Origin of the sequence: Rhodospirillum sp. A1_3_36 (genome assembly GCF_047263945.1) — a bacterium.
Classification (GTDB): domain Bacteria; phylum Pseudomonadota; class Alphaproteobacteria; order Rhodospirillales; family Rhodospirillaceae; genus Rhodospirillum.
Genome location: NZ_JBLAVB010000006.1, coordinates 167208 through 180903, shown reverse-complemented (window position 1 = coordinate 180903; position 13696 = coordinate 167208). Strand labels below are relative to the sequence as shown.

Genomic DNA, 13696 nt, shown 5'->3' with positions numbered 1-13696 from the left:
CATGGGAAACCATGGGCGTCAATGGTTCAGGGTGGGTTTACATAGGAGGTATCCTGGGAAATAAGGTAATTCCTTGGTTCTTTTGAAGTATTCGTTGCACCTTGAAAGGAATGCATAAAAAGCAATCTTAATACTTTGTAAAGGAATGGGGGGTCTGGTATTTGTTCTTATTCCGTTCTCACAAGATATAGCTGGCTAATCCTCTTGGTGAAAAAGCATAAAATGCACACCGAATGAGAGCAGACCGGTTTTTCCCATGGAAAGCCATGGGCAGCCCATGGCGCCCCGTGGGGGATTCCAGCGGGCTGAGGGGGGGCTGACATGGGATTTCGTGGGATTGGGAGGTGGGATGTCATGGGGGGGACTGGAGTCCCGCCGGACGGTCCGCGAAGGGGGATCCGAGTCTCGCCAGACGGTCTGCGAGTCGGATTGGCGCGGCCAGAGTGCCAAGCCGAATGAAAGTACCAAACCGAATTAAAGCCGCCAGATGGCCTGTAAGCCGGGTTCTGTCCTCACCACCCGTATCCCGTGAGGGACGCGGAAGCGGGGATGGTCATTCATCTGGGACGCCCGTTACCGGACGCCTCACGCGATACTACCCGGACGGCGGCCCGGAAACGCCGCTTGCCTCCGCTTCGGAAGGCGTGCCGTCCCTATTCGATCTTGCTCCCGGTGGGGTTTACCATGCCGTCCCCGTCGCCGGGGCCGCGGTGCGCTCTTACCGCACCCTTTCATCCTTGCTGACCCTGTAAGCCAGCGGTTTGCTTTCTGTGGCACTTTCCCTAGGGTCGCCCCCGCCGGGCGTTACCCGGCACCGTGTTTCCGTGGAGCCCGGACTTTCCTCCCCCCGGGCCGTTGGGCGAACCCAACTCCCGAGGAGCGACCATCCGGCCATCTGGCGGTGGCGGACATTAGGCCAAAGACTGCCAGTCTGAAAGGTCTAATCGTCCGCGGGCTATTGCCGTCGGAAAGGTTGGGTCGGAAGGGGGGCGCTCAGGGGGCTTTTATCTCGGATGTCAGCGCCATTAGCAGACCCATGGTTTCCATATCCACCTGTCCGTCAATGTTGGCTGGGCGGAAGTGCCGTTGGAAGGCAACAACGGCTGCAGTCCGGTCAGTCACGTCGTAGCCGATATGCTCCAGCAGTCGGTCCGCGTTCTCCTGATCTTTCCGTGCGGATAGGGCCAGCAGGGGCCGCGTCGGCCAAAGGCCCACGCCAGCCCGGGCCAGGGCGTGCCAGTCGAACAACTCGCCGGGGTCCTCCTTGCGGGTGGGGGCGATATCGGCGTGCCCCACCACATTGCGGGCGGGGATGGGATGGCGCTTTAAAATAGCCCGGCAGAGATGGATCAGGCTGTTCATTTGGGGAGAGGGAAAGGGGCGGTAGCCGAACTCATGGCCGGGGTTGACGAGTTCGATGCCAATGGAGGTGTCGTTGATCCGCTCTCTGCCTCGCCAGTAGGAAACTCCGGCGTGCCAGGCGCGGTCGGACTCGGCGACCAAGCGCAGGATCTGTCCGTCCTCGTCGATCAGGTAATGGGCCGAAACCTTCGCTTCCGGATCTTCCAAGCGTTCGAGGGCTTCCCCGGCCGAGCGCATGCCCGTGTAGTGGATGACCAGAGTATCGATTGGCTGTCCTTGCGGGCGTTCGTCTCTGTTTGGGGAGGGGCGATTTCGGATCCTTTCCTCCAATGGGGCCTTGATGATCGGGCTGTGTGGTTCGGCTCCGTATTCATCCATTCTATTTGGTCCCTGACCTGCTGTTGAATCCGGCCTCGGCGTCCTCATCGGTTTGGACCTTGGGGGCCATCCCTCGACTGTCTATCCCCTCGCTGCGAATTCGTTGGCGGTTTCCCCGGCGCCCCCAGATCTCGATCAAGGCCACCCCACTCAGGGTCACTGCTCCCCCCACCAGTTTTGCCGTTGTAGCCTCTTCCCCAAGGAGGAAAATGCCTGCACCTATGCCAATAATGGGCGCGAGCAGGGCGAAGGGGGTGACGCTGGTTACGGGGTGTCGTTTAAGGAGATAGTACCAAAGAGAGTGGGAAACAATACTTGCGAATACACCTGTGTAAAGAACTGCTCCCCATCCTACCCAAGTCATTCGGGCGATCTCGGGCAGAGGATTGCCGTCGATCAAAAGGCTCAGCAAAAGACTTTGGGGGAGGGCGAAAAGGGATAGCCAGCCGCTCATGGTTACGGGGTTGGCGCCGGTGATGGTCTTCATGATCAGGTTGGAGCTGGCCCAGCCAAGGGCCGAGAGCACCAAGATAAGGATGGCGACTGGCGATCCCAGGCTGGGGCCGCCGACGACCAAGGCGACTCCCAGGAAGGCCAAGAGCAGGCCAAGCCATCGGACCCAGCCCATCTGTTCCTTGAAGAAAAAGATCGCACCCAAGGTGGCGAAAGGGGTGCCAAGCTGGACGATGATCGCCGCAGTGGCCGCATCAACCATGCTGATACCCGTGAACAGCAAGGCGAAATGGACTGTGCCGAAGGTGAACGAGAGCAGCAGCACCTTTTTGATATGTCTGCGCTCCACATGCAGGAAGGGGGTGACGAGGGCTGCAGCCAGGGCGAAGCGCAGGGTCGTCAGAAGGAAGGGAGGCATATCTGTCAATCCAACCTTCACGACGATGAAATTCATGCCCCAAAGGAAAGCGACGGTAAGGGCGGCGAAGGTATCGAGGAGGCCCATCTGGATTTGGTCCATGAACAGATCATCACCCGGGCGCGGGGCGACGGGGAGGGAGACGTCTAAAATGAAACTGGGCCAGCTTGGGTCAAGCTGGCCCAGTTTCACTCTCGTTATATAGATTTTAGAGTGCCTTCGAGATCAAGTTGGGCCAAGAAATGGGCCAACTTGATCTCGAAGGCACTCTGAGACGAAACTGGATCAGAGCAATCCACTCTGATCCAGTTTCGTTTTCCTTTTTTGAATTTGAGAGTGTCGTTGGAGCAACCTGACCGTGAAGACACGCTTGGGTCCGGTGGTCATCGGGCCTTGCGAGCTTCGGTTACGCTTTCATAGGCGGTGTTGATGGAGGCCATTTTCTGAGTGGCCAGTTCCACGAAGTCCGGGGGCATACCTTGGGCGACCAGTGTATCAGGGTGGTTCTCCCGCACCAGTTTCAGGTAGGCCGCGCGGATGGCCGTATCATCCATGTCCCGCGTGACGCCCAGGATCTCGTAGGGGTCGGGTTCGCCCGGGGCGTGGGTGGCCTTGATGCGGTCAAAATCCCTTGGGGGTAAGCCGAAGATATCGGCCACCCGGTGTAAAAAGGCGACTTCATTGGGGTGGATGCGGCCGTCGGCTTGGGCGATCACGAACAGGGCGCCCAACAATTCCTCCAGCACCTGGGGCGTATCGGCGAACATCTGCGCAATCTGGCGGGCATAGGCCTCGTAGCCGTCGGGGCTGCTCTTTGCCTCGTCGAACATGCGGCCTACGGCCTCCATGTCTCCGGGGGGGATGCGGAAGGCGCGTTTGAAGGCGGTGACTTCCTCCCGGCTGACGGTGCCATCGGCTTTGGCCATCTTAGCACCCAGGGCGATGACCGCTACGGTGAAAGCCATTTGGCGGGCGGCATCGTTGCTCCGGTCAAAGGTCGAACCGCTGCGGACCCCTTCTTCAGGGCCGTAGGCTTCCAGGCCTTCTTCCCGCATGCGGTCATAGGCATGTCCGGCTGCTGCGCCCAGGACGGCGCCAAGGGGGCCACCGATAATGAAGCCTCCGACGCCTCCGATGATCTTTCCGAAAATACTCATCTGCCCCGGTGCCTCCCCAGGTCGCTCACAATCGTCTGAAGTTCGAGCATACAGACGCCAAGCATTCTGACAAGGGGAGGCGAAGGCCATCGGACGGGCATTTGGGCGAATTTACTGGTGACAAAGGATGGACATGGGGATTCTGCCTTCGATGGTGCGGGCGCCGAAACTTTTGAGCGGCACAGACACAGGACACGACAGTGTTTCGTCTTTTTTGGGCGATTGCCCAAGCCCATTTGGGGGGAAATGCCCCCAAACCCCCATTTTATTTTGGCATGGAGGCTGGGGCCTTTCGGCCAGCAACTGCTCGGGATCTGGGGCCTTTCGGCCCCAGCCTCGCCAAAGAGGGGGGGGGACGGGGAAAAGCCCCGTGACGGGAAAGCACCTGAAACCACGGCATGACTTTCGGTTTGATCCAGACACATATTTTTTGCGGTCACATGCTTTCGAATCACAGCGGTGCAGGGATTAAATTGGTTTCTTCGCTGAGTCCCCGGTTGGCGGCACCGTGATGTGGATCGGGTGGTCGTCCAGGGTCAACTTCGCCGGAAGGTGGGCGATGACGTCGCCGTCAGCCTGAACGGGGTCGCCGGGGTGACCCGCGACCTCGATGCACCGGGCCTCCACATGCTCGACGAGGCCCAGTCTGGTCAGCAAGCCCAAGGGCAGGGCAGCGCTATACCCCGCCATGGCCAGACGTCCGGCACGGGGGAACAGGGTGGCCTGGAAGAGGGGAATCTTGAGGTTTGCGTCAGGCGCCAAGGTGAAGCGCCCCCCGTAAAGGCGGCCCCTTTGGGCCACCAGGGTTGCCGCTACGACGGGGCGCCCATCAATCTGAGCATCGAGCGGGGGACAGGGGTGAAGAACCAATTGCCGCAAGGCCTCAAGGGCGTAGGCGAGTTTCCCCAGGCGCAGTTTCATTGGACGCTTCACGCCGTTGACCACATGGGCGTCGAAGCCAACTCCGGCCATCATCATGAAGCGACGGCCGTTTACCACCCCCGGATAAACCGCGATTCGTTGCCCGGCGATCAGGCTGCGGACGATGGCATCCGGCTTCATGCCCTGTCCCAATTCGTGGGCCAGTACGTTTGCGGTTCCCAAGGGAATGAGACCCAGGGCAGGGGAATCCGGCGTAAAGCCATTGATGGTGTCGTTTATTGTCCCGTCACCCCCCGCTACCACCACCAGATCAAAGGTCCTGCGGCTTGCCGCCGCAGCAAAGCGCCCGGCATCGCCAGCGGCTTGGGTCTGCTGGACCACCATGGGACATCCGGCGGCTTTCAGGCTGTCCAGGACCGCGCGAAAGCGGGCCTCCCGGCGGACAGCGGCCCGCTGGTTGTGAATGATCAGCAAGCGGGGGGGGTGGGCCAATTGCTCGCAAGAAAGGTGCTCAAACCCAGTCCCCAGAGATGAAGAGATCGGGTCGGTGTGCCGTTCGAGGGAAGAATTCGAAAGAATCACCTTGGCGCTCCCTTGAAAATTCCGGGTAGGTGCATGGAGTGGTCTCTTTCGTCTCTTGAGTGGCCCTGAGGGTTTGTCGATTTTTTGAGAAGAAAAGGCAGAATTCAATGATCCTATTGATCAAGCCATCCCCATCTATGGTACCACTTGGTGCCTTGGTTTCTATCGGTTTTTCGCGGACTTCAGGAGCCTTTGCCGGAGTCTTCGGGAGGTTCATGTGGGAATGAGGGAGCTCAGCCGTGGCGCCGAGGGATCAAAAAGATATGCGAATTGGGGGATGGAAGAGCTATGCTGAGTGAACTCGCGATGTCGTCATTGACCGACATCATATTGTCTTGTGAACTGTTTTTCCTGTCGGGTCTCTCCTTCCGGGGGAAGGTGGTGCCCAAATCACCGGCTTGGTATTGGGCTTTCGCCCTGCTGTTGATCGGAGTCGCTTCCATGCTGGGCGCCATTGATCACGGCTTTTTCGAGCCTGTGGGGCATCCCTGGCACCGGGCCATGATCATCGTTACACGGGTTACCATCATCGTCGGTAGCATGGTCATTTTGTTGGCGACGGCGTCCCAGTTCCTGCCTCCCAAGGGACGTCGGCTGGTCCTGGGGATTGGGGGGCTTTGCGCTCTGGCGGCCTTGGCGGTGGTCCTGACCTCCGACGACTTTCTTTCCGTCATCGTTTTCTATCTGCTGGCCTTTTTGCTGCTGCTGGGCCTGTCGTTGGCCGGGTTGCGTCGGGGAACGGGGTCTATTTCTATGGTCGTTGGCATTCTGTTGACCATCGCTGCCTCGCTTATGGTTCCTTTGGGGAGCAACGGGGTGCCGGGATTGGGGCTATGGGGTACCTATCATGTGATCCTTATGGTCGCCTCTTTTGCCCTTTACCTTGGTGGACGTCAGCTGCGCAGGACCCTTTGACCATGACCCTTTCCGATTCCAATTCCAACGCCGGTTTGGCGTCTGACCCCTTGGGTGCCGTGGACCAGGGGGATGCCCTCACCTCCCTGGGCTTGCCTGTGAAGCCGGAAACGATGGCGGCCTTGCGCCGGGTGGCCGTGCGGCGGACCATTCCGGCGGGGACGGTGATCCTGACCGAAGGAGATCGCACCAACGCTTTCTTCCTGATCAAGGAGGGGGTGATCTCCGTCTATCGCCTGACAGAACATGGCGACGCTGACGGGAGCGCCGATAATGGGGAGCGGGTGCTGACGGACCTGGGACCCGGGGAGGCCTTAGGGGAGATGGCCGTGCTCGATGGCCTGCCCCGGTCTGCGTCGGCCCGCGCCAAGACCGAGGTCGTCTTGGAGGAGGTTCAACCCAATGACTTGTTGAGTGAGCCCGATGGCGATCATCTTCTGGCTGATTTACGCGGGGGATTGGGTGTTGCGATCGTCCGCAAAATGCGGGGGCAGACCGACAAGCATGTGGCGGTGTTGGAACGCGAGGTGCAGTCCATCCGCGAACGGCAGCAGTTCGGTCGCTTCTTTCTGTATGCCATGGGCATGATGTGCATTGGGACGTTGGTCAATGATGTCCTGGCGCGCCATGTGCTGCATGTGAATGTCTACACGAGCCAGTTTGCCTGGCAGTATCTGGCCTTGTTGTTGCTTCCCAGCCTCATCGTCATGTGGCGCATGGGAATTCCGCGGAGAGAAATCGGGCTGACGACTGTTGGATTGCGCCGATCCCTGGTGGAGGGGGCGGTGATATCCCTTGTGGTTCTTCTCTTGACCTTTGGGTTGGCCGAGGTGCTGAAGGCCTTCGATGCCCTGCCGGGCAAGCCTGTGCCCTTCGAATGGGCCGGCTCGCTCAGTTATTTCATCCACAGTTTGCTGCAGGAACTGGTGGCGCGGGGCTTCCTCCAATCGTCCTTTCAGCGCTTTCTTGGGGACCGAAAGGGCTTCGGCTCCATTGTCCTGGCGTCTTTGTTCTTTGGTATGTTCCACTTGCACTTCGGCTTTACCGCCGTGTTTCTGACCATTGTTACCGGGCTTCTATTTGGTCTGATCTACCAACGCCACCGCAATTTGGCGGGGGTCACCCTGGTGCATTACATGTCTGGGGCGGCCGCCTTCTGGGTGGGCCTCATCTAACCTGTGGTGTTTGGTCGATTAGAGCATCGAGCGGAAAAGTGGGGACCGGTTTTCCGGTCCACTCGATGCTCAACTTGTTGAATCTAGATCAAAGTGTCCGCCTTAAATCGATTCCGATTTAAGGCGGTTTGATCTAGCCGCGTCCAGGCGAAGAATATCGGCGAAGATGTTCGGGATCTCGGCGGCTGCGGTATTGGGGTGTGTGGTGGGTTCCGCCTCGGGTTTGGTCTGGATTTCGGCGAGCTGACGAGCCAGAAGCCTGCGGAACTCCCCGATCCGGGAGAAGGACAGCCCCGCTTCTGACCGTTTCAGCCACTGCAGGACCGGTTTTTCCTGGGGAAGCGCCATGGTCCGGTCGAGTAGCAGGGAGAGCCCCATGGCTAGAGCTTCGCTGACGCAGCCGGGGCCGGGCTTTCCGACGAAAATGTTGGAGACCCCCAGGTAGCGCGGCACCTCATTCGTAAAGCTCAGCACGCGGACCGGAAAGGGCCAGTCGACGGCTGAGAAGTCTTCTGCCAAACGATTGTCTCGCCCGCAGAGGAAGACGACCTGTGCATCGGGGGGGGCGTCTCGAAGGGAAAGACCAATCTCGCGCATGCGCCGCCCGCCGCCGGAGCCATAGAGAAGGCAGATTATGGGTTTGTCCGGATCCAGGCCGAGGGAGACGCGCGCGGCCCGTTGATCCGTGGGCCGTCCGGCCAGGAAGGCGGGTTTGAGCAAAAGACCTTGGGTGCGATGGATCTGGCCCGTAAGTCCTGCCACCCGCGAGGCTTGACCATAGGCGTCCTCGGTACCGCAGATGGCGTGGTAACCACCGCCCCGGGGGAACCATACGTGGCGGCTGATCTCCGTCCAGTCCGTGATCAGCACCACACCGCTGGTGCGTTCTGCCCCGGCGTTTTGCGCCCGGTAGTCGGCCAGAGCGGACATGATGACCCCATTCAGCATGGGGAGGTCGGACACCACCATATCTGGGCGAACCCGCTGGAAATAGTCGAAGAACACCCGCCGTCCCGCCGTTTGCGACAGGCGGAAATTAATCAGGACGATCATGTAATAGATCCAGCAGACAAGCCCGGTGTGGCCATCGCGCAGAATCGTTTCGTTATAGAAGGCTTCCGCGCGACGTCCCGTCAGACGGTGAAACAGGTCCATCTCCGGCATCAGCTCGACGTAGGGATTGACCAGGGTGACGCGGTATTGTCCTTCGGACTCCAGGATCTCGCGCAGGGCCTGGGCTGCGGCACGGTGGCCACCTCCGGCGTCGGTGTAGATGACGACCACATGCTTGGCTTCGGTCATGGAGAGGCTCCAGTAGGGGCTGTGCTACAAGGTAACTGCGGGAAAAGCGCCTGATAGTAGGGAGGAGTTGTCATCAAAGCTACCCGTGTGACAGTTCCCGGGTTAAACAGGGGGACCGCTTGCTCAGCGTCGGAAAGGCCGTCGGAAGCGGTGTTGAAGGAGGGGGTTCGTGCCGCGTAGGCTTTATCCGACTATTGGTTTCTACTCGCAGGCTGCGGTGATCATGGGGCGTGCGGGATACTTGGCGACGCGTGGGCGTCTGACGTCCGCCGGTCTCGCCGACGGCAGCGCCTGTCTGGTGCGGGCCCTGGAGCGCGTGGGCGTGCGGTTCGAGGTGACCGGGCTGGAGGCCGTGAGAAGCCATGCGGGCCCCGTGGTCTTCGTCGGCAACCATATGAGCGCCCTGGAGACCCAGGCCATGCCGGGGCTTCTCGGCCGCGATCATCCTGTGACCTTTGTGACCAAGGCGAGCCTGATGAAGTATCCCGTGTTTCGGGATGTGCTGGGGGCCTTTGACCCGATTGTTGTCAGCCGGACCGATCCGCGCGCCGACCTGACACACGTTCTCAAGGAAGGGGGGCGTAAGCTGGAAGGGGGGACTTCGGTCATCATCTTTCCCCAGGCCCATCGGTCCGACAGCTTCGTTCCCGAGGCTTTTGGAACGCTTGGCATGCGGCTTGCCCGGCGTACCGGCGTGTCCATGGTGCCCGTCGCCCTGTCCACGGGGGCTTGGGGGCGCGGCACCTGGGTCGAGGACCTGGGCTGGATCAATCCCGCCTTGCCCGTCCGCTTCGCCTTTGGATCGCCGATCCCTGTGGAAGGCGATCCCGCAGAAGCCCACCGTGCGGTGGTGGACTTTATTGGGTCGCATATGGCCGCATGGGAGGCTGGATCGGTGCCCGCGAACGGGAACGCGAAGGGATGAGCGGACGGTGAAGCGGACTCACTGAAATAAGGCATTTCCGATTAACAAGACCTCTCCCCCGTGGTTCGCTTCCAATGCTGCGGACGACGGGGGCTTTTTGAGGAGCAGACAATCTGTTGGCGCGACCTGCTGGCGCGACCTGTTGACGCAGCCTGTTGACGCGGCGGGTTACGCGCCCGGGTACAGATAGGCCCTGGTGTAGGGCGTCATTTCCGTTAATCCGTTGGAAAACAGCACCTGGAACAATCGGTTGCCGCCCCACAGGAAGGAGGCCTCGCTGACTTCCAAGTATAATTTGTAGCGGCGGACGAATTCCTCGTCGTACATCTTGCGGATGGGATCGATGTTCGCTTCGAAATTATTCAGCCAGCCCCGGATGGTCAGGGGGTAGTGGCGGCGCAGGTTCTCCACGTCGATCAGGTTCATGTCCTGGCCCGTGACCCCCTCCACCACACGGCCAATGCTCGGAACCTGAGCGCCGGGGAAGATGTACTTCTCCGTCCAGGGGTCTGCGGCCATTTGCTTGTCATTGCCAATGGTATGGACCAACCCTAGCCCGCCGGGCTTGAGGATCGATTTGATCTTGGCGAAGCAGCCGGGGATGAAGCGCAATCCCACGTGTTCCATCATGCCGACGGAAACGACCTTGTCATAGCTGCCCTCGATATCCCGGTAGTCGAGCAGGCGCACCTCGATCTTATCTTCCAGGCCCAGGGCCTTGATGCGGTCGGAGGCAAAGCTCTGTTGGGAGGGGGAGAGGGTCACACCCACACCGGTCACCCCATGGTTCCGGGCAGCGTGGATGAGCAGGCCGCCCCAGCCACATCCCAGGTCGGCGATATGCTCGCCCTCGACAAGCTGGAGCTTGCGGCAAATGTGCTCGAACTTGTTGGTCTGGGCCGTCTCCAGATCGTCGTCGGGGCTGTTGTAATAGCCGCAGGTGTAAGCCATGGTGGGGCCGAGCAACAGTTCGTAGAACGGGTTGCCCACTTCGTAGTGGTGGGCGATGTTCTTTCGCGATCCGGTCAGGGTGTTCTGGTTCAACAGGTAAACCAGCAGGATGCGCAGTTTCAGGCTCAGCGGCATGGGGTGTTTGGTGTAGTCCGCAGCGAAACCCAGCCGGAAGAGGCTTTGGAAGTCTCCCTCCAGCTCGATACTGCCGGTCATATAGGCTTCGCCAAACCCCATGAAGCCACTGGAGAGAGTTTGCGAAAGCGCATTTTTTTCCTTGAATGTCAGGACGAACTTTGGCGCGTCGCCGATTTTCAGGCTGTCTCCGTCCCAAAAGTGGATTTCGAAACTGGCGTCCGGAACGGCGGCCAGCATGGTCTTTGCGATGTCTTTGATGGCTGTCTTCATGGGCTCGTTCGTGGATCCTGGCGGTGGAACATGGGACGGTGGAGGGGGTGGGGGCGGTTAGGCCGCTTCGTTGGCCTTCACCGCATTCCCTGGGTGCGGTCCGGCTTTGGCGCCACGGATTGCGGCCCAGAGGGAGATGATGCTGCCCCGGTATTCGGGATTGGTGGCCTTGAGTTCGGCGTGTAGGGCTGGCAGGTTGTGATAGGGAACGCCGGGGTACATGTGGTGGGCGGTGTGGAAGCGAAAACCCAGCGGCTGGATCAATAGGGCCAGGGGTGTTTCCACCGTGAAGCTGTCGAGCATCTGGTCGTGGGCGTTGGAATGGGGCGCATGGCGTTCCAGCTCATGCTCCAGCGGGATCCGGGCCACGGTCAGGAACCAACCGGCGACCATCAGGGAATAGTAGAGCGGCAGAGTCTGGGGGAGAAGGGCAACGTAAAGGATGAAGGCTGCCAGGGTAAAGCGACTCTGCCGGACGACGGCGATTTTCTGGCGCTTGGTCAACAGGGTGCAGACGGAAAACCCCCGGGCCTGGGCGCGGCGTTCCATGGTTTCCTCCAGACCGATGCCCCCAAGGGCGCCGGTAAGGATCTGGAGGAAATTGGTCAGGGGCATGACCAGGGGAACGACGAAAAGGACCAGGGCCATCATGCCAGGATTGCCGCGCACGAGCAGATACTGGGGATCGTCCTTGGTGCGGAAGATGCCGGTTGCGTGGTGGGTTAGGTGAGGTTTCTGGAAGCGGAGGGTTGGCACCATGATGATGGCGCCGACGGTCCAGTTCCAAAAGGTGTTGAAGGCGCGCATCCGCCGGTGAGCGGGCCGATGGACGATCTCATGGGCGAACATGCCGGCCCGGTGGATCGAGACCGCCGCAATGACCCAAGGAAGCAGAACCATCCATCCTTCCGAGTTCATCGCCCAGGCAAAGCAGACGAAAAAAAGGGCCATGGGGATTAAAAGGTCTCGAAAATAGATGGCCGGATTCGGTTCAAAATACTTCCGGTCGATCATAGATGGTCTCCCCTTTTAATCTGGTTAGGCGAAAACAATGCCCACGGAGCGTACCTTGGAACTCTATGCAGAAAATGAGAGTACAATAAGCGGTATTTTCGGCGGTTTGTCCACTGGGCGGGTTCCCCGTCAGAGGTCGATGTCCAATCGCGTGACGGAAAGTATCGGAAAATTGGGAGGTGGCGCTTCTAACAGTGGCTCCGGTTTTGCGGACGCCTGCCGAAGGGCGGGGATATTCCGGCCTTCTGATCGGTCTGGAATCGATGCGGCCAGACCAGATTGTCAGACTCGTAAGATCATCTCAGGACGGTGGCGATAGGAGGTGACTTGATCCCCACGTTGCTTCTATAGCGTTCAAACACCACTTGGGCTTTGATGTGCCATGACGCACGGTGACCCTTTGAATGCTTCCAAAGTGCGGTGAGTCACGCTGAGCGCACTTTGGAATTAATCTCCAGTTTCACTGCCATCTTATAAATTCTTGAGTGCTTTCAAAGCGTAAGGAATTTCTATGGATTTGGCAGCTCCCACGTTCCCGTATCAGGGGGCGCTCGCATATAAGGTGCGAATGTGTTCCTGAAAAGCACTGACCGAGGTTTCCGGCGCACTACTGCAGTGCGCGCAGAGTTCGTTCACCTCGCCTGTCAGAAGTTCTTTACGAAGACGACGGATGGCGGGCAGGTTGGCGATCTCGGTCAGGGATTTGATTCCATCATAGCTGCCGGTCTCGCCATACGCTCCGCAGCACACTTCGACTTGACTGTCACTGCGTAGAAGTAACATCTCCCAAGGCATCGTGCAGAATCGAGTGGATCCAGGCTTAAGGGGCTGAGCATGGCGGCGATAGCGGCCCAACGAGGGGGAATCTACCTCAATCGCCGTGATAGATGACTTTTCTGGGGGGATGTCAGAAATGGCCTCTTGAATGATCGTCGTAAGGGTCGGGTGGGCCGTAAAGCCAACCTGATGGTGGGAAAGGAGTTTACTGGCTTCCAAGAACTCCACGGCGGCTTCGCGCAGTCGTTCCTGGGGCAGGGTGCTGATGTGGCCAACCGGCGCGTCTGTGGCAATCCCTTTGTAATCCATGACCAGATCCTGGAGGATCAGGGTCCGTGCCCCAAGCGTTATTGCGAGGCTGGCGAGCTTCTTGAGGCCGAAGATACTGCTTTCGTTCATCACCGCAATGATGTTGAAGAAAGGAAGCGGGCGACCGCAGGCCAGGGCCACAGCCCGCAAGAGCACGATGTTGGAAATGACCGTGCGGAGGTCCGCTCCCTTGCGGGTGCGCAGTGTCAGTTCCCGATCTGCGGTATCGATGCTGAAGCTGAAGGACGTGATCTGCAACACGGCCTCTGCCTCCTCCCAGGTCAGCGGCTTGGCCATATTGAGAACGGCATGAGTGACGGGGACCGCGTCCTTGAACAGGGCCACCGCTTCCTGCCAGTTGTCCATATAGGTCAGCTCTCCTCGACCAGACAGGCTAAGAGACTGCACATTTCCCGTTTTGAGCAGACTGCGGATATCACCGAGACGCTGCTTGGACATGTCCGCAGCGCCATAGCTTTCCGAATGGGGAACACTGCAATAGTGACATCTCAAGTTGCATCGGCTGGTAAGTTCTATGGACACGCTTTCTATATTAAAGACCCAGCTGAAAGCTTCAATTGATGAATCTTGATTTGGTAAGGATTCGTGATTTTTCATCTTAGCTATCCTCTTCATCAACTGCTTCCAAATTTGGGAGGCCGGATATTACAGTCAGGTGCTTATTTGA

The 13696-nt window shown here is 59.3% G+C and carries 11 protein-coding genes and 1 other RNA gene; 3 read left to right on the top strand and 9 right to left on the bottom strand.

What is annotated here, in order from left to right; genetic code table 11:
• Window positions 1-479: 479 nt before the first annotated feature.
• From rnpB to ACLIRY_RS14700, 5 genes are all read right to left on the bottom strand, one after another.
• Window positions 480-899: RNase P RNA component class A (rnpB, locus tag ACLIRY_RS14720), an RNA gene on the bottom strand.
• A gap of 94 nt (window positions 900-993) precedes the next feature.
• Window positions 994-1740 (bottom strand): N-acetylmuramoyl-L-alanine amidase, encoded by a 747-nt coding sequence (locus ACLIRY_RS14715; RefSeq protein ID WP_413206168.1) that lies wholly within the window; start codon window positions 1738-1740, stop codon window positions 994-996.
• Between the two features lies 1 nt (window position 1741).
• Entirely contained in the window at window positions 1742-2698 is a 957-nt protein-coding gene (locus tag ACLIRY_RS14710; protein WP_413206167.1) for a DMT family transporter, read from the bottom strand.
• A 296-nt stretch (window positions 2699-2994) separates the two neighbouring features.
• Window positions 2995-3768, bottom strand: coding sequence for a TerB family tellurite resistance protein (locus ACLIRY_RS14705; protein WP_413206166.1), 774 nt, complete (start codon window positions 3766-3768; stop codon window positions 2995-2997).
• A 468-nt stretch (window positions 3769-4236) separates the two neighbouring features.
• Entirely contained in the window at window positions 4237-5124 is an 888-nt protein-coding gene (locus ACLIRY_RS14700; RefSeq protein ID WP_413206165.1) for a diacylglycerol/lipid kinase family protein, read from the bottom strand.
• A gap of 396 nt (window positions 5125-5520) precedes the next feature.
• Between ACLIRY_RS14700 and ACLIRY_RS14695 the strand changes: the two genes are divergently transcribed.
• Window positions 5521-6147 (top strand): DUF6962 family protein, encoded by a 627-nt coding sequence (locus ACLIRY_RS14695; RefSeq protein WP_413206164.1) that lies wholly within the window; start codon window positions 5521-5523, stop codon window positions 6145-6147.
• Window positions 6148-6149: 2 nt separating this feature from the next.
• The gene (locus tag ACLIRY_RS14690) at window positions 6150-7322 is read left to right on the top strand and encodes a cyclic nucleotide-binding domain-containing protein (protein ID WP_413206163.1); all 1173 of its coding nucleotides are present in this window, start codon (window positions 6150-6152) and stop codon (window positions 7320-7322) included.
• 102 nt (window positions 7323-7424) lie between these two features.
• Here ACLIRY_RS14690 and ACLIRY_RS14685 read toward each other — a convergent pair whose 3' ends face one another.
• Complete coding sequence (locus tag ACLIRY_RS14685) at window positions 7425-8624, bottom strand: hypothetical protein (protein WP_413206162.1); 1200 nt, start codon at window positions 8622-8624, stop codon at window positions 7425-7427.
• Between the two features lie 169 nt (window positions 8625-8793).
• Here ACLIRY_RS14685 and ACLIRY_RS14680 point away from each other — a divergent pair, with 169 nt between their 5' ends.
• Window positions 8794-9549, top strand: a complete 756-nt coding sequence (locus tag ACLIRY_RS14680) for a lysophospholipid acyltransferase family protein (RefSeq protein ID WP_413206161.1) — start codon at window positions 8794-8796, stop codon at window positions 9547-9549.
• Between the two features lie 168 nt (window positions 9550-9717).
• On the opposite strand, the gene ACLIRY_RS14675 is transcribed toward ACLIRY_RS14680, so the two are convergent.
• The 3 genes from ACLIRY_RS14675 to ACLIRY_RS14665 form a co-directional block, all read right to left on the bottom strand.
• On the bottom strand, window positions 9718-10908 hold the full coding sequence (locus ACLIRY_RS14675) for a class I SAM-dependent methyltransferase (protein ID WP_413206160.1): 1191 nt from the start codon (window positions 10906-10908) through the stop codon (window positions 9718-9720).
• A 57-nt stretch (window positions 10909-10965) separates the two neighbouring features.
• Entirely contained in the window at window positions 10966-11922 is a 957-nt protein-coding gene (locus tag ACLIRY_RS14670; protein ID WP_413206159.1) for a fatty acid desaturase family protein, read from the bottom strand.
• A 540-nt stretch (window positions 11923-12462) separates the two neighbouring features.
• Window positions 12463-13626 (bottom strand): radical SAM protein, encoded by a 1164-nt coding sequence (locus tag ACLIRY_RS14665; RefSeq protein ID WP_413206158.1) that lies wholly within the window; start codon window positions 13624-13626, stop codon window positions 12463-12465.
• Between the last annotated feature and the right edge of the window lie 70 nt (window positions 13627-13696).